24 protein-coding genes and 1 riboswitch are annotated in these 22,992 nt (G+C 41.3%); of the genes, 7 read left to right on the forward strand and 17 right to left on the reverse strand.

Translation table 11 applies throughout. From position 1 onward, the window contains the following. Positions 1–22: 22 nt before the first annotated feature. Entirely contained in the window at positions 23–583 is a 561-nt protein-coding gene (locus ACIQXR_RS09850; RefSeq protein WP_403079893.1) for a thioredoxin family protein, read from the reverse strand. Positions 584–782: 199 nt separating this feature from the next. Here ACIQXR_RS09850 and ACIQXR_RS09855 point away from each other — a divergent pair, with 199 nt between their 5' ends. Next, a complete protein-coding gene (locus ACIQXR_RS09855; RefSeq protein WP_403079896.1) occupies positions 783–1,643 on the forward strand; it encodes a GRP family sugar transporter in 861 nt (286 codons plus the stop codon). Between the two features lie 19 nt (positions 1,644–1,662). Continuing rightward, positions 1,663–2,448 carry a glucose-1-dehydrogenase gene (locus ACIQXR_RS09860; RefSeq protein ID WP_402988958.1) on the forward strand — a complete coding sequence of 262 codons (786 nt, stop codon included), beginning with the start codon at positions 1,663–1,665 and terminating at the stop codon, positions 2,446–2,448. A 47-nt stretch (positions 2,449–2,495) separates the two neighbouring features. Here the strand turns inward: ACIQXR_RS09860 and ACIQXR_RS09865 are convergent, their stop codons facing one another. The 8 genes from ACIQXR_RS09865 to ACIQXR_RS09900 form a co-directional block, all read right to left on the reverse strand. Beyond that, on the reverse strand, positions 2,496–3,431 hold the full coding sequence (locus ACIQXR_RS09865; protein WP_403079898.1) for an SDR family NAD(P)-dependent oxidoreductase: 936 nt from the start codon (positions 3,429–3,431) through the stop codon (positions 2,496–2,498). A gap of 52 nt (positions 3,432–3,483) precedes the next feature. Beyond that, positions 3,484–4,053 (reverse strand): TetR/AcrR family transcriptional regulator, encoded by a 570-nt coding sequence (locus ACIQXR_RS09870; RefSeq protein WP_402871580.1) that lies wholly within the window; start codon positions 4,051–4,053, stop codon positions 3,484–3,486. Positions 4,054–4,158: 105 nt separating this feature from the next. Beyond that, positions 4,159–5,118: a hypothetical protein gene (locus tag ACIQXR_RS09875; RefSeq protein ID WP_403079900.1), complete on the reverse strand. Its 960-nt coding sequence runs from the start codon at positions 5,116–5,118 to the stop codon at positions 4,159–4,161. A gap of 439 nt (positions 5,119–5,557) precedes the next feature. Beyond that, positions 5,558–5,830 (reverse strand): exonuclease domain-containing protein, encoded by a 273-nt coding sequence (locus ACIQXR_RS09880; protein ID WP_402871586.1) that lies wholly within the window; start codon positions 5,828–5,830, stop codon positions 5,558–5,560. Between the two features lie 11 nt (positions 5,831–5,841). Beyond that, the gene (locus tag ACIQXR_RS09885; protein WP_402871591.1) at positions 5,842–6,135 is read right to left on the reverse strand and encodes a 3'-5' exonuclease; all 294 of its coding nucleotides are present in this window, start codon (positions 6,133–6,135) and stop codon (positions 5,842–5,844) included. 163 nt (positions 6,136–6,298) lie between these two features. After that, on the reverse strand, positions 6,299–7,690 hold the full coding sequence (locus ACIQXR_RS09890) for a stalk domain-containing protein (protein WP_402871594.1): 1,392 nt from the start codon (positions 7,688–7,690) through the stop codon (positions 6,299–6,301). Between the two features lie 67 nt (positions 7,691–7,757). Next, entirely contained in the window at positions 7,758–8,822 is a 1,065-nt protein-coding gene (locus ACIQXR_RS09895) for a TolB-like translocation protein (protein WP_402871597.1), read from the reverse strand. Positions 8,823–9,042: 220 nt separating this feature from the next. Continuing rightward, positions 9,043–10,431, reverse strand: a complete 1,389-nt coding sequence (locus tag ACIQXR_RS09900; protein ID WP_402871600.1) for an amino acid permease — start codon at positions 10,429–10,431, stop codon at positions 9,043–9,045. Between the two features lie 290 nt (positions 10,432–10,721). Here ACIQXR_RS09900 and ACIQXR_RS09905 point away from each other — a divergent pair, with 290 nt between their 5' ends. The 4 genes from ACIQXR_RS09905 (at position 10,722) to ACIQXR_RS09920 (ending at position 14,986) form a co-directional block, all read left to right on the forward strand. After that, positions 10,722–11,264 carry a GNAT family N-acetyltransferase gene (locus ACIQXR_RS09905; RefSeq protein ID WP_402871603.1) on the forward strand — a complete coding sequence of 181 codons (543 nt, stop codon included), beginning with the start codon at positions 10,722–10,724 and terminating at the stop codon, positions 11,262–11,264. Positions 11,265–11,487: 223 nt separating this feature from the next. Next, positions 11,488–11,567: riboswitch (glycine riboswitch) on the forward strand. A gap of 193 nt (positions 11,568–11,760) precedes the next feature. Beyond that, positions 11,761–13,098 carry an amino acid permease gene (locus ACIQXR_RS09910; RefSeq protein WP_403079902.1) on the forward strand — a complete coding sequence of 446 codons (1,338 nt, stop codon included), beginning with the start codon at positions 11,761–11,763 and terminating at the stop codon, positions 13,096–13,098. Positions 13,099–13,307: 209 nt separating this feature from the next. Continuing rightward, positions 13,308–13,508 carry a DUF3311 domain-containing protein gene (locus ACIQXR_RS09915; RefSeq protein WP_402871609.1) on the forward strand — a complete coding sequence of 67 codons (201 nt, stop codon included), beginning with the start codon at positions 13,308–13,310 and terminating at the stop codon, positions 13,506–13,508. Then, the gene (locus tag ACIQXR_RS09920) at positions 13,505–14,986 is read left to right on the forward strand and encodes a sodium:solute symporter family protein (protein ID WP_403079904.1); all 1,482 of its coding nucleotides are present in this window, start codon (positions 13,505–13,507) and stop codon (positions 14,984–14,986) included. Before ACIQXR_RS09915 ends, ACIQXR_RS09920 begins: the two co-directional genes overlap by 4 nt. Before the next feature lie 77 nt (positions 14,987–15,063). Here the strand turns inward: ACIQXR_RS09920 and chbG are convergent, their stop codons facing one another. The 5 genes from chbG to ACIQXR_RS09945 are packed head-to-tail and all read right to left on the reverse strand — an operon-like array spanning position 15,064 to position 19,139. Beyond that, positions 15,064–15,771, reverse strand: a complete 708-nt coding sequence (gene chbG / locus ACIQXR_RS09925) for a chitin disaccharide deacetylase (protein WP_403079906.1) — start codon at positions 15,769–15,771, stop codon at positions 15,064–15,066. Continuing rightward, positions 15,764–17,110, reverse strand: coding sequence for a 6-phospho-beta-glucosidase (locus ACIQXR_RS09930; protein WP_402871616.1), 1,347 nt, complete (start codon positions 17,108–17,110; stop codon positions 15,764–15,766). The genes chbG and ACIQXR_RS09930 overlap by 8 nt, the downstream gene beginning before the upstream one ends. Continuing rightward, positions 17,107–17,454: a PTS sugar transporter subunit IIA gene (locus ACIQXR_RS09935; protein ID WP_402871619.1), complete on the reverse strand. Its 348-nt coding sequence runs from the start codon at positions 17,452–17,454 to the stop codon at positions 17,107–17,109. Before ACIQXR_RS09935 ends, ACIQXR_RS09930 begins: the two co-directional genes overlap by 4 nt. A 16-nt stretch (positions 17,455–17,470) precedes the next feature. Next, complete coding sequence (locus ACIQXR_RS09940) at positions 17,471–18,826, reverse strand: PTS sugar transporter subunit IIC (RefSeq protein WP_402871622.1); 1,356 nt, start codon at positions 18,824–18,826, stop codon at positions 17,471–17,473. Positions 18,827–18,830: 4 nt separating this feature from the next. Continuing rightward, positions 18,831–19,139, reverse strand: a complete 309-nt coding sequence (locus tag ACIQXR_RS09945) for a PTS sugar transporter subunit IIB (protein ID WP_402988978.1) — start codon at positions 19,137–19,139, stop codon at positions 18,831–18,833. Between the two features lie 261 nt (positions 19,140–19,400). Between ACIQXR_RS09945 and ACIQXR_RS09950 the strand changes: the two genes are divergently transcribed. Then, positions 19,401–20,129 carry a GntR family transcriptional regulator gene (locus ACIQXR_RS09950; RefSeq protein WP_402871628.1) on the forward strand — a complete coding sequence of 243 codons (729 nt, stop codon included), beginning with the start codon at positions 19,401–19,403 and terminating at the stop codon, positions 20,127–20,129. A gap of 145 nt (positions 20,130–20,274) precedes the next feature. Here the strand turns inward: ACIQXR_RS09950 and ACIQXR_RS09955 are convergent, their stop codons facing one another. The 3 genes from ACIQXR_RS09955 to ACIQXR_RS09965 all read right to left on the reverse strand — a co-directional run bounded on the left by ACIQXR_RS09955 (position 20,275) and on the right by ACIQXR_RS09965 (position 22,485). Beyond that, the gene (locus tag ACIQXR_RS09955) at positions 20,275–20,811 is read right to left on the reverse strand and encodes a TetR/AcrR family transcriptional regulator (protein ID WP_402959028.1); all 537 of its coding nucleotides are present in this window, start codon (positions 20,809–20,811) and stop codon (positions 20,275–20,277) included. Between the two features lie 151 nt (positions 20,812–20,962). Continuing rightward, entirely contained in the window at positions 20,963–21,601 is a 639-nt protein-coding gene (locus ACIQXR_RS09960; protein ID WP_403079908.1) for an FMN-dependent NADH-azoreductase, read from the reverse strand. A 284-nt stretch (positions 21,602–21,885) separates the two neighbouring features. Beyond that, entirely contained in the window at positions 21,886–22,485 is a 600-nt protein-coding gene (locus tag ACIQXR_RS09965; protein ID WP_402959026.1) for a hypothetical protein, read from the reverse strand. Positions 22,486–22,992 lie beyond the last annotated feature (507 nt).

Below are 22,992 nucleotides of genomic sequence, written 5' to 3' on the forward strand. Positions count from 1 at the left end.
TAAAAACGGGGATGCAAGTGGTTTACGCCTTCGTCAATGTTTCTTTAATGCTGCTGTACACTTCTTGCCAAAGCTGTTCGTTTTGGGCATAAGATTCCCCGATTTTCTTAAAAAGCTCCTTTTGTGCCGCTTCAAAATGTTCGTCTTCCTTAGCTGGCAAATCCTTGCGCAATTCCATTACGAACTCCTGTACTTTAGGTGCTCGAGGGCCCCAAACTGCTTTTTCCTTCCCTTGATTATCGATGAAAATAAAGATGGGAATCGATCGTGCCGTTCCATTCGTTAAGTACTGATCCATCAGCTCAAGGTTTTGATCCCGTAGAATCATCCGCGTATCGATATTCGCTGCCTGTGCGATGTTCAAAAGGATCGGGATATTCATCATCGCGTCGCCACACCAATCTTCTGTAATGACAATCGCTCTCAGCTCTTTCCCTTTTACTTCTTCGAAAAATGAACGGTCTTCTTCCGAAATGGAAAAACGCTCGTATACGGATTGCAAGCCTTCCTTATTCACTTTCATCGACTCCACAAATTCCTTTGCAGGTATCCCCTTTTCAAACCATTCATGTAATGTCGTCATGTTCCCACTCCTAACTAATTTTAATTAAAAATACCATAAACCGGTTTATTTTTCAGCCCATTGATTCGGGAGAAACGAATCATATATCTAAATTAATATATTAAAAAAATGTTTTCATTTTAGAAAACAAGGGAAATTTATTAGTAGCTAACTAAATAACTAGTACTTTTCATTAATACAAATGTTTGTAACTTAGGAGATGGATTTTGTGGAAGGTTTTCTCTATGCACTTATCCCCGCATTAACGTGGGGAAGCTTGGTACTTGTTTCCGAAAAACTCGGGGGCAACTCATATAACCAAACACTCGGCATCACCATCGGCTCTTTATTGTTTGCCATCGTGATGTCGGTCATCAATCCCCCCGAATGGACGAGCCTCATCTGGATTGTCGGAATCATTTCAGGGATTGGCTGGGCGTTCGGTCAACTTTTTCAGTTCAACAGTGTCAAGGAAATGGGCGTTTCCAAAACCGTTCCCATTTCAACCGGATTGCAAATACTAGGAAATACATTTTTTGCGGTTATCGTCTTTAAGGAGTGGAACACCACTTCGACGATCGTCCTTGGGGTGATTGCCATCATCTTCTTGATTGCCGGCGTATTGCTGACAAGCAACGGAGACAGTAAAGGTAAAAATGAAGGAAGCATGAAAAGAGGAATCGTCTACCTGATTATCTCGACTGCCGGTTATGTCACCTATGTCATCGTCGTCAGATGGTTTGACATAGATGGTTGGTCGGCCATCCTGCCACAAGCCATCGGGATGTTTATCACCGCCTTTCTACTATCCATCAAGCAAAAACCGTTCAACAAATATGCCGGACGCAACATCTTGACGGGAATCATGTGGGCGACCGGGAATATCGGTCTCCTTCTCGCTAATCCAAAAGTGGGCGTTGCCATTGCCTTTTCATTCTCGCAAATGGGTATCGTCATTTCCACTTTAGGCGGCATCTTTCTATTAGGAGAGAAAAAATCCAAGAAACAAATGACCTATGTTATCATCGGCTGTATCTTAGTCATCGCCGGTGGCGTCATGATTGGATTCACAAAAGAATAAATAAGGGAGAGGATATAGTATGTATACAGATTTAGAGAACAAGGTAGTCGTAATCACAGGGGCCGCAACAGGATTAGGTAAAGCAATGGCGGAACGCTTCGGAAAGGAAAAAGCACGAGTTGTCTTAAATTATCATTCGGAAGAGAACGACTATAAGGAAATCATTCAAACGATTGAAGCTTCAGGCGGGAAGGCCGCAGCCATTCAAGGCGATGTTACAAAAGAAGAAGATGTGAAGAAATTAATTCAGTTTGCAGTGGATACATTCGGTACCATCGACATCATGATCAACAATGCCGGCATTGAAAATGAAGTGCCAAGCGAAAAACTGACGCTAGAAGATTGGCAAAAGGTCATCGACGTCAACCTTACCGGCATGTTTTTAGCAAGTCGGGATGCAATCAGTTATATGTTAGAACATGATATTAAAGGAAACATCATCAATATGTCTTCGGTTCATGACAGAATTCCATGGCCACATTTTGTTCACTATGCAGCAAGTAAAGGCGGCGTCAAAATGATGACCGAAACACTTGCCCTTGAATATGCGCCAAAAGGAATCCGCGTGAATAACATTTCCCCTGGAGCAATCGATACACCGATTAACGCCGAGAAATTCAATGATCCAAAGGCGACACAAGAAGTCATCGACCTGATTCCGATGGGCTATATCGGAAAACCGGAACAAATCGCTGCATGTGCGGTTTGGCTCGCATCCGAGGAATCCAGCTACGTCACCGGCTTGACACTATATGCGGATGGCGGCATGACCAAATACCCTGGATTCGAAGCTGGGAAAGGTTGATTATAGTATAGGGATTACCGACACGGCGTTCTTACGCCGTGTTTTTTTCATCCATGGCTTTTCATATACTCCACCGTCTCGATCAACCCTTCACGATAAGGAGTCCGAGGCAGCGGTCCAATCAGCCTTTCGTATTTTTCCCCGTTCAACACAACCGGTTCTTCATTCAAATAATACATCTCGACCGCTTCACGCATCTGGGAGTTGAAGATCCCCAAGAATTGAATCATCTTCTTTGAAATGGTGGATACTCCTTTTTGATAATCCGTTATGTCGCGAATGATCTTGATTAGTTCTTTTCCAGTAATCACTTCATGACCGGGTATATTCCAGTTCTGACCGTACGCTTCTTCGTTAAGGGACAATTCAACGATGGCTTTTGCTCCGTCCGGGGTGTATATGAATTCCCTGGCAATGCTTTGGTCGCCCACATAACTGGCTTTCTTATTTTTAATGACATTCTCAAGCGTATAATGCAGTAAAGAACTTTCCGCATTGGGACCATAGAAATCAGGAAAGTGAACAATGATTGCAGGAATGTTTGATTCCTTAATCAGGTTTTCGACATTCAGGCGGATGCTTCCTTTTTTCGTGTGGGGATGTTTAACCGTCATTTCAGTCACGCTTTTCCCTGAACTGCGTCCATAGGCATAAATATTGTCGACAAAGGCAAGTTTCGCTTCATTCTTTTTCGCCGCCTCCATAATATTGGACATCATGACCACTAACTTCTCATCCCATTCTGAATAGGGAATGTTCGCTGATTGGAATATGACGTCAACACCTTGGGCTGCTCTTTCTAAATCCTCCACTTGAAATAGATCTCCCGTATGGATCGTCACATTCGAATCATTTCCGAAAAGTTTTTCTAGCTTACTGCGGGTGCGTGCAAAGGCCGTCACCGAGATCCCCCTGTTTGATAATTCCTTGACGATTGAATACCCCATTCCTCCTGAAGCTCCTACTACCAATGCTTTTTTCATAATGGACGCCCTCCCTTTTATTTAACCACTGGTCAATACGTGGTAAAAAAAATCAGCTAATTGATTTTGTTAAAAATTTCACGTGCAACACAGCTAGATTCTTTACTTCCTCATACGTCGTGACATGACGGCAATAATGCGTGACAAAACCATGCAAGGATAAAAAGATGCTGTAAATATGCTGGATGGAAACTTTGTTCTCACATAAAGTGAAAATAATCTGGGCGAATTTTTCATAGGTTTTGTGTGGCCCTTGATTGATGAAGTTCTGTACTTCTTCGTCCTTGATCAAAAACATGATTTCATAATGGCTTTGATGGGTCAGCCCGAATTCAATGAAGCCCAAAAGAATGTTCTCTAGCTTTTCCCCATTTGGGATGGCTTGGTGCATCACATCATCCAGTTTTTGATCGAGCATGGCGAAATGTTCTTCCACTAACGCGTAAAACAACTCCGCTTTATTCTTGAAATGATAGTAAAGAGCGCCATGGCTGTACCCTAATTCTTTCGCAATCTGCCTCATGGAAACATGCTGATACCCTTTCGCCACAAAGAGATCTCGTGCTGCGTCCATAATCATAGCCCGTGTTAGTTCTTGTTTTACGGATTTTCTAGGTGACATGATTTCCTCCTTATTGACCACTGGTTAATTATAATATACGTAAACTTCCTTTTATTGTCAATACATTATAAATAGGAGAGCCATGGTGTATGCTCTCCCTCACTTTCAATGACATTTCGGAAAGACCGTGACGATTCGGTCAAATAATGGATTAGATTCAGCTTTAATGTCCATCTCACTAAAAACTTTTTGATAATGTTCGACCCACTTCAGAGAATCAGTTGGAATATACGTGCCATCGTTCAGAAAATTCACGAGGACAAGCCACGTTGGAATCCCCATCTTCTCATTCAAGATATATAAATAAGCCAAACGATTGGCAAACTGGTAATAGCGATTTTGCCATATTTCTATAGGAGCCCGGGATCCCATCGCCTCCATCGTTTCTTTCATGGTACTCTCTATCAGGAATCTACTGTCCAGATCCTTTGCCCGGATCGATGATTTCATCTCTTTGACATGGGCTTTCGCTTCCACTAACACGAACCCTTTTTGGCCATCTTTCCCTGCCACCGCAGCATATCCATCCCATTGCGGTCCCATTCTTGGCCAGTATTTCTCCAACTCGATTCTTCTGCCCCGTCTCACACTTTCAAGCTCCAAAAATTCATTTCTGTATTCTTGGTAACCCGTTTCCCGTAATGGGGACTTCCACTGTATGGACCGCTCTTTATCTAGGAAAGTCAATAAGGAAGGAGAACTCATTAAGATGAGGTCATTCAGATCCTCTTGCCTGTTATTCACGAATTGCTGAAGCCAATATTGACTTCCCTTCTCCGCCTGACCTTTCTCAAGCACCTGTCTAATCTTATTCTCCTCAACGAACCGTTTCAAGAAACTCTCTAACTGTTCGTCCTCAAGATAAAATAAATCGATATAAGAAAAAGGCTCTTCGACTTGATAAGAATCCCGTTTGAACAAATGCTGTTGCCCAAACCTATCATTTTGCTTCGAATACTCCGATTCTATCCAATCCAACAATTGAAAGAATCTCATATCCGGCTGGCTTTCCCACAATTCCTTAACCAAGGAATTAATGCTAAAAATTCTCTCCACTTTTCTCAATCGAATCACCTTCTTTTTGATATTTATGAATTTATTCTCTTAAGCTTCCACCGACCAGTATAAAAAGTAATGTGGATATGGATGTAAGGATTTACGTATCATCTTCTATTATTATAATCTAGATAAATAGATTTAAAGTAAGAATATGGGAGATATAATTGAAAAATCACTATTTTTATCCAAAGTAATTCATGTCTCATTTAAGAATAAATGATAATCTGCCCCATTGTTTGAACACAACAGGGTAACTATAAAAAAGAAAGTGAATAGTAATCTACTACAATAGCCACTATTCCATATTTCCTATTCGAATGGGTCATTGCTTGTATCTTCCTCAGTTAAAGTGTTCGAATATCTGTTTGGGTGAGAATCCCTTTTATTACGGTATCATGATTTCACCTCTTCCGTTCATTCGTTGAGGGTGAAAGTCAGTGTATAGTTATTCGTTGGAAAATGGTTTCGTTATACGCTGGTACAAGTCCACCATGGGAGTGTCTATTCGTGTGGCTACAGGTTCCCTGCCAAGTATGCATAGCAAGATATCAGCTGAAACCCTAGCATCATTTAGAGCATTATGGTGCCTTAAATTTGGTATGCCTAAGTGTGTAGCTACTGTGTTTAATTTATAATTGACTAGGTCTTTATATACCTTTTTTGATTCTTTGACAGTACATACCACAGGGTTCAACATGACTCGATTCACCTTATGCATGACTTTCTCTTTTATGAAGCTTGGTCAAACTGTGCATTATGGGCAACAAAAGCTCGCTCGCCTAAGAAATCCATGAAGTCAGTTAATACTTCTGCCGCGTTTCTTGCTCCAATCAGGTCACGATTTGAAATACCCGTTATATGTCTTATCTGACTTGTGATGGCTTTTGAAGTATGGATGAGTTCATAGAATTCATTAGCCACCTTCCCATCATAAATATGTACAGCACCAATTGATATAATACTATCGTATTGTCTTGAAAATTCTGTTGTCTCTATATCTACAGCTACAAAATCTAAAACCATTTTTATAATCTCCTTTTATTTCAATATTTAAATAGATTAATCGTTTATCAGTAAATGCAAAAAGAGAAGTTACCATGGGTTCGGTAACTTCTCCGGTTATAACTATATACGGATAAAAGGTGAGAAAAGTATAGACATCAAATGAAGGTGATTGATGATTATTTCAGTCTTGCCCTACCTTTATTTTACTACTGTACTTATAAGGTGTATCAAGTTTCCCAGTTAAAGAGACTGTTCTCTTCTTCTTAGTATACGTTCCGTTTATCCCCATGGTTGTTTTCAATAGACTAATCGGCACATATACTTTTCCGCCAACCTTAATTGGTGCTTGACTAAGTGTTTTATTCTTTCCGTTAACGGTTGCCTTCTTGGAATCTGTTTTAAAGATAATGGTTTTAGACTTCGTCTTGACTGTTGTCTTACCTGTTTTTGAACTATAACTCGCTGTTCCGTTCAGTCGAGGAAAGATATATCCGGACTTGATATAAGCAATACCGTTTTTTATAATAGGCTTACTGTAGTCAGTGTGTCTAGTGTAATAATCTTCAACAGCTGTAGGAACAACTTTCCCATTGATAACAAGGTTTGCTTCATTATCCTCCATCTCATAATCCAATACTTCCTTTCTCGTAGTGAATGACCATGTTCTTGTTTTCTCTTTCCCTGTTGCTTCGTTTTTATATTTCATGGTTGACGTATATTTCTCATTGTGTGCCAACTCTATTTTAGGGTAGAAATACATGGTGCCTCCATCCACGTCATAGAAGTAAGGGAGAACATTTCCTTTACTATCTTTCATTTCAAATACCACGTCGTCATCTGTTGTATTCCCATTGAAAGAGATGATGTAACCTGATTTATCGACCTTGAATTGTTCCAAAGGGTTTGGGTTTTCGAATCCATAAAAACCTATAGGTACATTTTTCATACCATTATATGGGTAGACAAAGTCTTTAGCCAGTTCTGCTTTATCCTCCGTGTATGCACCTAATGTTGGATTTATGACGAATGCCAGGTCCTTTTGTCCAATCCCCATTTCAGGAAACAGTGGGCTTAATATAACGCCCCTATGATAGGCGGTGTCCAAAAGCGCATTGATATTCTCTTTATAATCATCACCCATATACGCGATAACTTCAGATGTAAATGATTCATTCATGGGTATACCGACTTTTTCTATTCTATCATCAGGCGTCATTCCCGTAGCGTATTTGCCTTTCTTTGTTTCGTAATGACCAAGTTCATACCCGTTGTAAGCTAAATAATTAGCATGATTCTGAGATGCTTTACTTGCCTTAAGATTTAGTTTCATTGGGTGTAATCCCGTTTTCTTTCTTATGTCATTTATGTACGCTTCTGCTTTTCTCGCATCTTTATAAAGTGCATTCGAATACGTTTTCTGTTTTGCTTGTGTTTTATATCCGTCTTGTTGTGGGAGTGATTGATTAATCATTTTAGGTTCTATTGTTGGGTTCATTGCTGAAACAGAACTTGTGGATAATGTAGCAGTTAAAGCGATGCTGACAGCTAGAGCAGTTGATAATACTTTCTTCATAATAACCTCCAAGGTATATAAAAATAGTGCAGTAATTGAAAATATCATCCTACCATTTTAAGAAAGACTAGTACTTTATCAAATAAAGTTTCGTACCTTTTACATAATAAAATTCACCTTTTTTTGCATCAATTTTGATTGATTGATAATTAATGCTGTCATCCATTGTCTTTATCTTTTTTAATTTCTTCCCTTTTACATCATATAAATTATACGTATAATTTTCTCCATTCCAAGTAGTGGCAACCAACCTTTTTTTCTTTACATCCACATCTTGAATATCAACATTCACTTTTAATTTTTGTACATTACCCGTCGAATAATCTATAAAATATTGGGCCTCACTTGAGTAGTCTGATACAGATAATCCATTATTAGAAATAGAATAATTCCCGCCATCACAACCACTATTGCCATACAACTTTGCTTTTAGTTTAGATAGTTTCTTATTGTTCTTTCCATTAAGGTCCATTTTATATAGAGCATTATTATCAATATAATAAATAGATTTTCCATTTACCCAGAAATCATCGACGCCTTTCTTTAGTGTCTGTTTTTTCTTTCCTTCCAGCGTTGCTTTAACGATTGTATAATTACTCAATGCCTCATTTACTACTTTTGCATAGTAAATGTGTTTACCATTGATGGAAAATGTATCAGTGGTATTACTACTCACCTTATCGTTTGTAATTTTACTTTGCTTCCCTTTACTGTTTCGTTTATAAATTTCTAAAATATCAGCGCCACCGCCGCCACAACTACCATAGTATGCAGCAGAGAATAAGAATTTTGCTATATACAAGTCATTACCAACACTTTCTACTTCTTGAATGGGTAATGTATTTAAACCCCAAGGATCATCATTCTTTTTTGCTAAACGGCCTTTTACATAAAATACATTCATATCCTCTATCTTCATTGGAGGTTTAGCTGTTTCTTTAAGTGTATACATTTTTTCCTTTAAAACAATTTTGCTTTTGCCATTTGGAACTCCTTGATAAACACCAGGTGAAACGTTATTCGTTCCACTTACGGTATAGTACGTAGACTTCGACGCTGCTATTGTAGCTGTAGGTGTAACAAAAGAAATAACAATAATTACACTAATAACAAACAGTATAAATCTTTTCATTTTTTCCCCTTCTTTCCTTTTTGTAGTATTTTAGTAGTCCATATTTACTATATCAGATTTCCAGGTATATCGACTTATAAATTTTGGATTGATTCTATTTTTATCAGTCCATTTAAGAGGTTTATCGGTCAAATGGCCACTTTTATCGGTCAATTCCCTCACTATATCGGTCAAACAAAAAAAGCTATGCACGAAGCATAACTTTTTCCGACACTCTATATTACGCAGATACATCCTCTTTCGCCTTCACGTCTAAGGGTACCCGCTTATCCATTTTCAGTAGATAGTAACAAGCTACAACGATTGCTAGGAAAACGATGCCCACAATCAAGGAAAGTCGCGTACTCGGGTTAAACCACATGCCGACCAATACCAATAGTAAGAATGCAATCGTTGCGTAGTTGGTATACGGAGCAAAAGGCATTTTGAATGGATGGTTTTTCATTTCCTCAGCTCGTACCTTCCTGAACCTAAGCTCACTAATAAGAATCACGAACCATGGAATCATCCCTGGCAGTACACTGGCACTGTACACATACAGAAATATTTCCGGTGGAGCCAGGTAGTTCAGGACAACGCCAATGGCCAAGCCCAGCATGACAGCGATTGTACAATAGGCCGGCACTCCGCTTTTCGATACTTTTGCAAAGATTTTTGGGGCTTGTCCGTTCAACGCAAGGGTATAAAGCATGCGCCCTGCACTGAAAATCCCACTGTTGCATCCTGACATTGCCGCCGTGATCACGACAAAGTTGATGATGCCCGCGGCTGCGGTAATGCCTATTTTGGCAAAGGTCGATACAAACGGGCTTCCAAGTTCATCAAGTTGATTCCAAGGAAATACCGTGACGATGACAAAAATCGCGCCGATATAGAAGATTAATATGCGCCATATGATCGTTTGAATCGCTTTTGTAATGGTCCTCTTCGGATCCTTTGCTTCACCTGCAGTGATCCCGATAAGTTCAACGCCTTGATAAGATGCCACAACAAGGGAAAGGGCAAAGAAGAAACCTTTCCATCCCCCCGTAAAGAAACCGCCATTATCCCATAGGTTGGAAAGTCCAATTGCCTCTCCACCATTCCCTATCCCGAAAAAGATAAGACCTAGACCGGCAATGATCATCAAGATGATGGTAACGATCTTGATCAGTGCAAACCAGAATTCGAATTCACCGAAGGATTTGACGGAAATGAGGTTAGCGGCGCCAAGGATGACCATGGCCACCACTCCAGGAATCCAAGCCGGCAGTTCAGGGAACCAAAAGTTCATATATAATCCTACGGCAATGATTTCAGACATGCCGACCAACACCCATAGGAACCAGTTGCTCCAAGCAGTTACAAATCCTGCCAACGGATGGATATAATCACTCGCAAACGTTGCGAATGAGCCCGTAGTAGGCTCCAGGTACAGCATTTCCCCCATCGAACGCATGATAAAAAAGATAAAAAGTCCCGCGATGGCATACGCCAGCATAACAGAGGGGCCGGTCCACTTAATTGTGCTGGCAGATCCCATAAATAATCCAACACCGATCGTACCGCCCAAGGCAATCATCTGAATATGACGTGCCTCCAGCCCTCTAGTTAATTCTTTATTTGACATGATAACTCCCCCAGATGTACAAGCATAAAATGACGATTCTCTAATCCTTATTTAAGATAAGTAATTTAATAGATTTACAATGCTTCCTAAAGTACTCTACCCACAAAAGCATTTCCTTATCTTATAATAATAAATATTCCGTAGAAATACAAATGTACTTTTAGGAAAAACACTTTTGGCCGTCTAGAAGTAATGGATAGGAGGACATGATTGGTAATGGTTCTTTCCCTATACGGGTGAAGAAATCCTATGTACTATTGATAGTAAGTATCGACGGAGGTGAAAAGACAATGAAATTAATAGGAGAAAGAATCTATCTCCGCTATTTAAAAGAATCGGATGCACCTATCCTTTTAGAAAATACAAAGGATGAAGAGATACGGTATATGACAGGAACAAGATCTATATTCACTTTAGAGCAGCTTCAATGTCATATAAAGAATGTACGTGAAGATCCATCACGCCATGATCTAGCCATTTGCTTAAACGAAAGCGATCGGATGATCGGGGAATTATCCATCTCTGATATGGACGAAGAGGACAAAAAGGCAGGATTTAGAATTTCGATGAATGCCATTGAATTAACGGGCAAAGGGTATGGTACAGAAGCTATCCGACTTGTTTTAGCATTTGTTTTTGAAGAATTATCTTTAAATCGTCTGCAACTGGAAGTATTCAGCCATAATTCACGTGGAATAAGAGCCTATGAAAAAGTTGGCTTTATCAAAGAGGGGATTTTACGAGAGTCTTTATACTTCAACGGAAAATATTCGGACGAAATCATCATGGCCATTCTTAAAAGGGACTATGAAAAAATGTCCTTATCAAACTGATTCGGGGTTCGCATCGTTTCTTGGCATCAAAGTTAGCATATAGATTCACCCCCACCACATTTACAATATATCCCTTTGACCCAAAATCAAAATAGTGATAGAATTCCATTATTATTTTAAAAGAGTAAATGAGTTGCTAAAAAGAATTTTATCTTTAACAGTGGCCATTTATTGACAACCACATACTAAGCAAGCGATGAATGCTATGGATCACACTATAGCAGGAGCAGCTTCTGGAGAGACTGTACACACGTGCAGCGCCGAAGGATTCACAATCTCAGGCAAAAGGACAGAAGAGTAACGAATATTTGTTATTCTTTAACCTTTCGAGATTGGTAGCTTCCAATCTCTTTTTTTATTGTCTTTTTTCAATCATCACTAAAAAAACGAAGTGAAATCGCTACTAAACTGGACAGATTCATTGCCCTGGTGATCGATTGGAATCAACGGACCATGTACTTCACATTCAAGAATTATAACAACGGGGGCGCACAAATTGGCTAAACAAGAATTGAAAAGGGATTTGAAAAATCGACATGTACAACTCATCGCCATAGGAGGAACCATCGGGACCGGGTTATTTTTGGGATCCGGAAAAGCCATACAGTTGGCGGGACCCTCCATTATCTTTTCGTATCTGATTATCGGGATTGCCTTGTTTTTCGTCATGAGGGCTTTAGGGGAATTGCTGTTGTCCAACGCGGGATATTCCTCATTCACCGAATTCGCCACGGAATACATCGGACCGTGGGCTGGGTTCGTGACTGGCTGGACCTATTGGTTCTGTTGGATCATGACGGCCATGGCCGATATTATCGCTGTCGGGGTCTATATGCAATATTGGTTCGACATTCCGCAATGGATCCCTGCACTTGCCTGCTTGGTGATTCTACTAGGATTGAATTTGTTGACCGTGAAGCTATTTGGAGAATTGGAGTTCTGGTTCTCCCTCATTAAAGTCATCACGATCGTCGCCTTGATCGTTGTGGGAATTGTCTTACTCATCATTGGTTTCCAAACCGATACAGGAACCGTTTCCCTCAACAACCTTTGGAGTCATGGGGGCATGTTCCCGAACGGCGCATCCGGCTTTTTGCTTTCCCTACAGCTAGTCGTCTTCTCCTTTGTTGGTGTCGAAATCATTGGGGTAACAGCGGCCGAAACCGCCAATCCGAAAAAAAACATCCCGTCAGCGATCAATAAGATCCCTGTCCGGATATTGCTTTTCTATATCGGTGCCATCACCGTCATCCTTTGCGTCAATCCATGGACACAGCTCGATGCCGCAAGCAGCCCATTTGTGGAGGTCTTCGCCTTGATCGGGATTCCGGTTGCTGCAGGGATTATCAATTTCGTCGTGTTGACATCTGCCGCTTCTGCCGGGAATAGTGGATTGTTTTCAACAAGCCGCATGCTTTATACCTTGAGCAACAATAACGAAGCACCTGCTAAACTTAAGAAATTAAATAAACGTGCTGTTCCGAGTAATGCATTGGTTACGTCCACCATCGTCGTCTCCATTGGGGCATTATTAAGTAAAATCATACCGGAGCAAGCTTTCACCATCGTGACAACGATTAGTGCAATCTGCTTCCTATGGGTCTGGAGCATCATCTTGATTTCCCATATCAGGTATACGAAAAAACGTCCGGACTTAAGGGCTACGTCCACTTTCAGGGCTCCCTTAACACCTTTCATCAACTATGTAATATTAGGGCTGTTTGTCTTCATCTTGATCGTCATGCTGTTTGCTGAGGCGACCAGGCCGTCATTATTGCTGACACCGCTTTGGTTCATTCTTTTAGTTGTCATATATAACTATCGAAAAAAATGAACGAGGAATTTTGGGATACGGAAGTCTACCTTCCTATCCCATTTTCCTGTGATTAAATGAGAGAGTAAAATGAAGCGTGACGAATATTTTTTTCTGCCACACTATTAATTTTTTTATTGAATTAGTGTAAGGTACTAGGTATTACGGAAACATTTTTTTAGAAAAACATCATAATCTGTGAAACATATTTAGAATGGAGGGGTTGCTTCATGAAAGTATTATATATTCTTACACTCGTTCCTTTTATCGGCATATTAGGGTTTCTTCCTTTTGTTAATAAAGTAGAACCTTATGTATTGGGGATGCCTTTTTATATGTTTTGGATGGCGATGTGGGTCGTGCTCACTTCCGTCACTCTAGCCGTCATGTATAAGTTGGATCCTAGGAACCGGGAAGGTGAAGAAGAATGAATATTGCTCTTATCATTATTTTAGCATTTTTACTTTTATCGATTTTTCTTGGGATCCGTTCGACAAAAGGAAAAGACATGAACCTGGAACAATGGACGGTGGGCGGCCGCGGTTTTGGTGCCATATTCGTCTTTCTATTGATGGCAGGGGAAATTTACACAACCTTCTCCTTCCTTGGAGGAAGCGGCTGGGCTTATGGAAAGGGTGCGCCCGCTTTATACGTCCTCATTTATATTACCTTGTCTTATGTATTATCCTATTGGCTACTTCCGGCCATTTGGAAATATGCAAAAGAAAATCGGCTTATGTCACAATCCGATTTCTTCGTAAGCAAATACAAGAGCCCAACTCTAGGGATTCTTGCTGCCCTTGTCGGCGTGGTATCGATGATTCCGGTCGTCGTCGTACAGCTCAAAGGCTTAGGGATCATTGTTTCCGAAGCATCATATGGCGCCATTTCCATGTCCACCGCTGTGTGGCTTGGAGCTATCAGCCTGACCATTTATGTCATGATTTCAGGCATTCACGGATCAGCCTGGACAGCCGTCATCAAGGACATCATGATGATCGTCATCATCGCATTCCTGGGCATTTATCTTCCAATTCATTACTTTGGTGGTCTTCAACCGATGTTCGAAACCATAAATGCCGCCAAACCAGGTTTCCTGACGCTGCCCGAACAAGGTCTTAGCGTTTCGTGGTTCATCTCGACCGTCATCTTGCTCGTATTTGGTTTTTACATGTGGCCCCAAGTATTCAGTGCCGTCTATACGGCCCGGAGCGGAAAAACATTTCGTAAAAATGCCATCATCAGTCCACTGTATACGCTCATGTTACTATTTGTCTTTTTTGTAGGATTTGCCGCTATTTTGAAAGTGCCTGGACTGGAAGGCGCCGATGCGGACCTTTCCTTATTGCGCCTTGCGATACAGACCTTTGATCCATGGTTTATAGGAGTCATCGGTGCAGCTGGCATGTTGACGGCATTAGTACCAGGATCGATGCTGTTGATGAGCGTCTCTACGCTCCTTGCGAAAAATGTCTATAAGGAACTCCATCCTGGAGCATCAGACCGGCATGTGGTACGTTTGGCCAAGTTACTCGTTCCCGTGATTGCACTCATATCCGTTTACTTCACCTTAAACGGCGGAGAAACGATGTCTGCTTTGATCTTGATGGGATATAGCTTCATTACACAACTATTCCCGTCCCTGTTATTCAGCCTGAAAAAGAAGAACTTTATCAATAAATATGGGGCAATAGCGGGTATCATCTGTGGATTGGCCATCGTCACCTATATCACTATCAGCCAATCGACAATCGGCACGCTGTTCCCATCCTTGCCACAAGCGGCGAAGGATCTGAATGTCGGAATCATCGCCTTGGCTGTGAACTTTATCGTGATGATGGTTGTCAGCCTCGCATTCAAGAAGCTGGTAGTTGCCGAAGTTAAACCCGTAGTGGTTAAAGAAGTATAAAAAAAAGCAATCGGACCTCAGTGAAAACTGAGATCCGATTGCTTTTTTTGTCTTAATGGGCCTTCCTGAACCGATCATTACCGGAGAATGAATCCTTCCGGCAATGTGGCTTTCATCAAGATGGCCGTTTCCTTGAGCCTTTCTTGATTGTAGGAGGAATGCTGGAGCAAATCATCATCCAGGTAGGCTGGGTGGGTCATGACCTCCACGCTTTTGCCCTCACTAATCCGCTCGTTAAGGGTTTGAAAGTAATCGACGGCCGCCTTTTCCCCATAAAAATCGTCAAGGAATGTATCGGTCACTGTTTCAATGTCCTGAAAATGGGGTCCCGCTTTTCGGACTGGTAGCCCATAATGGGCGGAAAGCTTTTTCACGACCGGCCAAAAGGCCGGGATCGCATGGACATGATGATGACTGTCAAAATGGGTCGGCATCATCCCCAAATCGATGAATTTATCAATCTGGGCAGACCATTCCCTCTCCAACTCTTCCAAGGAAATACTACCCGGGTTCCCATATACCTCATCTTGCTTTTTGAAGTTTCCCTCTCTGTCTACAAGGCTAGGCACATCATGTAGCAGCGGCCGTCCACATGTCAGGACAAGATGGATGCCCACCTTAAGCGTGCGATGATCTTTGGCAATTCTGATGGCATGATCGGTCGCTTTTGCATTCATCATCATGGTCGCCGAATTGACTATTCCATTTTTGTGGCTATTCAATATGCCGTAATTCACAGCCCGCGAAAACCCGAAATCATCAGCATTGACCAGCACTTCAATCATGAAAACTTCCTTGTAATTCCTTATTCTCGAAGAACTGCGGCAAAAACTCCTTATGCGCCAAGAGCATTTCATCCAGAATCAATTTCCCCACCCGGTCACTTGGAACTAGTGGGTTGATGGTCATCGCAAGCAGGGCCGTATCATAGTTGCCTGTTACGGCAGCCTCGATAGCCACCCTTTCAAAGGACTTAATTTGCTGGACGAGTCCGCGAACGGCTACCGGTAATTCACCTACCGTGATCGGTTTTGGACCATCCTTCGTAATCACACAGCTCACTTCAACGGCTGAATCGTACGGGATTCCTTCAATCGCACCATAATTCATCGTATTGACCGCCTGTATATCACGTTTATCCGTATACATGGAATGGATCAACCGCACCGCGGCGTCACTGTAGTAAGCGCCGCCCCGTTCTTCAAGCTGTGGTGGCTTGATGTCTAGATCGACGTCTTTATATAGTTCAAATAGTTCCGTTTCCAGCTTTTGTACGACCTCAGCCCTTGTTTCCCCATTTTCTGCATCCTTCAGCTCTTGAGCCAGGATATCTCCCGTTTTGTAGTAATAATTGTGATATGGGCAAGGAAATAAGTTCAATGCACGAAGGAATTCCGGCTCCCATCCCATCGCATGGATATTCTTCATCGTCACCGCTTTATCCGGGTCTGAAATCATATCGATGATTTCCTCTTTCACGCTCTTTCCATCCACGAATACATCCAATCCGTATACCATATGGTTCAATCCGGCGAAATCAATCCGCACCCGGTCCGGTTCCACCTTCATCAACTCGGCGACACCGCGTTCCATCCCGATCGGCACATTGCATAAACCGACGATTTTAGTGATGTTGCTATGACGCAGAACCGCTTCCGTAACCATGCCGGCAGGGTTCGTGAAATTGATCAACCAGGCATTCGGGCAAATCTCTTCCATCTCCCGGGCGATGTCAAGAATGACAGGAATCGTCCGAAATGCTTTGAACAACCCGCCTGGTCCATTCGTTTCCTGACCGATGACCCCATGCTTCAGCGGAATTTTCTCATCAAGTGCCCTTGCAGCCAGCTGCCCGACCCGTAATTGGGTCGTGACATAGTCGGCACCCTCTAGAGCTTTCTTACGGTCAAGCGTTAAGTGAATATCGATCGGCACTCCCGCTTTTTCCACCATCCGTCTTGCCAGCCCGCCGACGATTTCAAGCTTTTCCTTGCCAGCCTCTATATCCACGAGCCAGATTTCACTTACAGGAAGCTCCTTGTAATATTTAATGAATCCTTCAATCAGTTCCGGCGTATAACTTGAACCTCCGCCTATCGTAACGATTTTCAACCCCTTACTCATTCCGCTGTCCCCTCCTTGATCTTGTTGGCTCCAAGAAACTCTTCTCTCATCTCAATCATTTCAACCGCCAAATCCTTCAAAGTCATCGCCGTCATCAAATGATCCTGTGCGTGTATCAGGATAATCGGGATGTCTAATTTCTCGCCACCCGCTTCCGCATGAATCAACTGGGTCTGAAATTTATGCGCCTGCAATAATTCCGTCTCCGCCTCCGCTATCTTCTGCCTGGCTGCTTCGAAATCTTTTTTCTTGGCTTCTTGCAAGGCTTCCATCGCAAAGCTCCGTGCATTTCCACTGTGTAAAACAAGTTGGAAGGATAACTGATATAATTCTTCTTTTTCCATGTTCCCCACTTCTTTCTTAAAGACTTACTGATTCTGATTCCGAATCCTTAGTAAGCTCCGTTTTATTTTTCGAATCGATTTTCACTTGGGCATACACGAATGGCAAGTAGATTACGGTTGAAATGACGAGATTGATTCCTGCCAGGACAGCCCCCGAAACATGGCCACCTGTCGCCAGGAATCCTCCGACAATCGGCGGGGTCACCCATGGAATTTTGGCTACAATTGGGAAGACCAGACCGCTGCTCACCGCTAAGTACGAAATGACTGTAGTAATGATAGGTCCTAAAACGAATGGAACCAACCAGATTGGATTCAATACGATGGGAAGCCCGAAAAGAATCGGTTCGTTGATTTGGAAAAGTCCCGGGGCCCCACCAAGCCCAATCATCTGTTTATACCGCCTTCTACCGGCTATGATCATCGCAATGATCAAGCCCATCGTTCCGCCTGATCCACCTAGATAAACAAAAGCATCAAGAAATGAGCCGGCCAAGACGCCGTATTGGTCCATATCTGTAATACCTTTTGCATACAGATCAATATTCTTTACGCCTGAACTTTCAAAAAGCGGTGTCGTGATTCCACCAAGGATGTTCGGTCCGTGCAATCCCACCATCCATAAAATATGGACGAAAAAGACAAGAAGGATGGCAAATGGAAGTGAATCCACGGCCCCTTGCATCGGAGATACAATCACTTTACTTAACCAGTCATTCACGATCTGGCCATTCGTTGCGATACGGAAAAGCAATCCGAACACCCCGATGATGAAAATGGTTGCCATGCCTGGAATCAATTTGGCAAACGAGCGCCCTACTGCAGGAGGTACACCCTCCGGCATGTTGATCACCAAGAATTTGAGTTTGGAAAGCCTTACAAAAATCTCCGTCGCAATAAGGGAAACGGCAATTCCCGTAAAGAGAGCGGTTGCATTAAAGTAATTGGTACTGATGAAGCCAGCTGCCTCGCCTGATACGACTTTGTTATCAACCGTCAGCGAGACCAATCCCATCTGTGGAAGCAATAAGAAGAAACAGGCCGCCGAAATGAGCATCGCCTCGAATCCATCGTCTCCATAAGATTTAGCAAGTTTATAAGATATACCGAAAACGGCAAAAATGGTCATGAATGCAAAGGTACCGAATGAAATGTCATTGCCAAGCGTCGTCCAGGTAGGACCGAAAATGGCTTCCATCATTCTTCCGTATGGCTTGATGATTTGCCCTAGATTATTCAATAAAACCGCGAACGATCCGATAATTGTAATCGCTATCATTCCAATCAACGTGTCACGAATGGCCAACAGATGTCGGTTATTCCCCAACTTGACTGCAGCCGGCATAATGTACTTATCAATGAAAGTCATCATATCCTTATTCTCCTTTTATCAAAGTAACAGCTTGTTTGAGCACTTCTTCCCCGTTGCACAAACCATAGAACATCGGATTGATTGTATCGACTGGAATGCCTTTTGCTGTGCCTGCTTGCTTCATCTTAGAAAGCAGGAACCTAACCTGTGGCCCTAGTAAAACAACATCTGCCTTATCCATTTCTCTGTCCACCTCAGTAGAAGACACTGCCCATATGTGGCAATCTATGCCTTGTTCCTTCGCACTTTTCTCCATTTTCGTCACTAGTAAACTCGTAGACATTCCCGCAGAACAACATAATAAGATATTCATAGATTTCTCCCCTTTTCATTTCTAAATATTCTGTATTTTTGATGTAAATAGGTGCTTCCTTTTCTTATTTCACCTTTTACGAATGTATCTCCTCCTTTTTGAGTGGAACATTGGTCATTACCTATATATTCCATTGTATAGTCATTTATATCTAATTTCAATACAAATTTTAAATTTGTTACTACAAATAACTTTATAGTTGATTCTTGTTGTAACAAGATATACTCTAGAAGTAGCGAAAAATGTCTAGGAGGAAGCATGTTGAAAACCACGAATAAAGTGACAGCCCTTCATTCTGCCGTAAAGGAATCCATCGTTCAAATGATAAAGAATGGGGATTATCAGCCAAACACTAAATTACCGACCGAAGCAGAATTCTGTAAATCATTCGAAGTGAGCAGGACGACCGTCCGAACAGCCCTCCAACAACTTACCGTGGAAGGGTATGTGTACCGGATTCAAGGTAAGGGAACCTTCGTTTCAGAAAATAAAGTACGCCAAACACTTACCAGCACGGTTGAAAACTTTTCCGATCAGGTGATGATGCAGGGCAAAAACCCCTCCACCAAGGTCTTGGGTTTAACGGTCATTGAAGCAAACGCATCCCTTGCCAAACGATTCGACCTTGATATTGGTGATCCCATCAATAAACTCGTTCGGGTGCGTTATGTAGATTCCGTCCCCCTTCAATACGAAGTCGCCTACCTACCGTGGCATAAAACACCCGGTCTTGATATGAAGGCCTGTGAAACATCCCTTTTCCGACTGCTTAAAAACCAGTTTAATCTCAAAGTCCTGAAGACCATCGAACATCTGGAACTGGCCCTAGCCGACGAGTCCATTGCAGAAAAACTGGAAATTCCCAATGGATCTCCCTGTTTCTCGCTTGAAACCCATACGTACGAGGCCGACCAGAGCGTCATCGAATACTCCAAAACCTACTTCAGGGGAGACCGTTCCCATTTCGTAATTGAAAGGAATTATGAATGATGCAAAAAGAACTGCCCATCATGACATGGACAGTTCTTTTTGTATCAGAAAACATCATAAGAGAAAATCCGGTGAATAATGGCTTGAAGAATCTTTTGATTTCCTCTGTCTTTTCTTAACCCGTTCTATATGGGTGACCTTCACACTAGCCTAAAATCATAGTTGTCAAACGGTTTACCGCCGTATGCAAAGTTTCTTTCCCCTCTACACATGCCATTGCAACACCATAAATGCCCCAACTCCAAAATGTAGCAAGTAAATAATGTTCTTCCTTCACACCATACTCTTTATCTAATAAGGCTTGTAAAGTTTCCGTCAATCGTTGTTTAATTTCATGGTCCATTTTCGATTTAAATTCTTCAAGAGCATGTTGACATTGTAGGGATAAATCTATTTGAGAACTCATAATAGCCTGTAGCGACATAATAATCGTTTGTTCATCGATGACTTCTTGTAATGCTACTTCTTTAAAAATTTCTTTCGTAAGAACTTCTCTTTGAATCTCATCGATTAAATCGTATTTATCCATAAAATGATAGTAAAACGTTGAACGGTTAATCTCTGCTTCTTGTGTAATATCAGCAATGGTAATATCACTAAATTCCTTTTGTTTAATCAGTCTCATAAAACCATTCATGATACTTTGCCTTGTCCGTTGGATTCGTGGATCTTGTTTTTTCATTCGTACCCACCTTCTCAAAACACTATAATTTCTAACACTTGTTGGATGAATTGAATGACCCGATTATAACAGAAGAATTCCCAGAAAAAAAATAAGCAATTCGTGGTCCATTCATATGAACCACGAATTGCAATATAAAGATAATAGACGATTAGAAGGTTTGGGCTAATTGCTTCGCACGCTCGATGCCTGCTGCTTTAATTTCCTCAGCTTTAGTTCGCATTGCATCATGTCCTTCAATAAATAAACCTTCAAATTCAGTAATACCCATGATCGCCATCAATTGTTTTAAATAGCGATTGCCAAGCTCTAAATGTGCTAAAGGGTGACCTTCTGAATAAAAATCACCACGGGCTTGAATGTGAAGCACTTTCTTACCTTGAAGTAAGCCTTCAGAACCTTTTTCTGTATATTTAAACGTTTTACCAGGTACAGCTACGGCATCAATGTATGCTTTCAGAACTGCTGGGAATAAGTAATTCCATAACGGCGTTACGAATATCATTTTATCTGCTGAAACAAATTGATCGAGAATTTCGTTTAAGCGACTAACTTTCGCTAATTCCTCAGTTGAAAGAGCGTCCATTGGCTGTCCTGCACGAAGTTTTCCCCAACCACTGAAAACATCTGCGTCCAAATTTGGAATTTCTTCCTTAAATAAATCCACGGTCACGATTTCATCCGTTGGGTTTGTATCTTTATATGTTTCAATAAATGCTTTTCCTGCTGCCATACTAGCCGAACGATTTTCATCATTTGGATTTGCTGTAATGAATAACACCTTAGTCATAATAATTACCTCTAATTCTTTTAAATTTACAACAACTGTTGTGAAACTTAGTGTAAAATGATTGATTAACTAAACAAACCATCAATTTTATCGGCTTGTTGCAAATCCAACATTTAGCTGATATTGACTAAAAAGTGAATAATCAAAATAATCATCAATTAGGTGACCTCATATAAAAATACGGATATTAGCCTTTGTACATGTAAAAAGGCATGAGATGTATGGATTTCTCCTGTACTCTCATGCCTCTTATCTTCATATCATACTTTTAACACGCAGGAAGTTTACTCTACCTCTTCCTCACCCTCTAAATCATCCGGGTAGACGACTTCGTCAAAGACTTTTTGAGTCGCCGCATCTTTAACCGATATCGTAACTTTATACTCATCCGGGCTTGCTCCATTAAAAACTTGATAGTACATGCCAGTTATCCCTAGTCCCATGGCGGCAAAACCGTCGAAACCATTCTCATATGTTTCTTTATCCACTTCTAAAGTAAACTTTGAAAACGCCTTGTTATGGGAGACCTCTTTAATGGATGGATAATCTTTGCCATTCTTCATCTCTTCCATTGTCTCTTCCGCATTCTTTTCTAAGTCTTTCATCATTTCCTTATGCTTAGACTTCGGCATTTTATACGTTAATGATCCGTCCTCGTTTTTCGTCACTTTACTTACACCATCTTTTTTGGCTTCAGCAATGACGCTATCGATGTCCTCACCTTCAAAGAATGAAGCAGGCAATGTCACTTCTACGTTTAGGAGGCCTTTATCGACCTTCAATGCCCCCTCTTCATCTTTTTTCGATGCATTATCATCATCAGATGAGCAGGCTGCAAGCATCGCCATCATTACCATTAAAAAGATAAATCCAAATTTCTTCATACCGTATCCCTCCTATATATGTATGATCGATCATAATTCTTCAAGTAAAAAAATCATTTCAAATCACTTTAACATTATATAAGAAAAGTATTGATCCAGTATAAGTATTTTTTGTTTCCTTTAATTAAGCAGAAATTCACATGATACTTACTGGTTATTCTTTATGGGTAGTTCGATTACCTTCAAGTTTTCTTATTGTCGTATGGTTTCTTCCAGATAAGAAATGCTAAGGGAAAGGACGGTTGGTTACTACTCAATCGATTTGTCATTCAATGAAATCACTAACGCTCCTGATACTATTTCCGAAATCCCCTTGCTTTCCTAGTTAGATGGCTCTGATTTAATCGTCAATGGACAGTCCCTTCGGAGAATTAATCGGCCACTATCATTTAAAAGAATAATAGGAAATATTCCGAAATAACTTTCTTTTTTCAGAGTTTCTAAGAACAGGAAATATCGAGAAAATTATGGAATAATTAGGGCGATTCCCTTTCGAAAATAGCCACA

It is taken from the genome of Peribacillus sp. NPDC097224 (assembly GCF_044761985.1).
Classification (GTDB): Bacteria; Bacillota; Bacilli; order Bacillales; family DSM-1321; genus Peribacillus.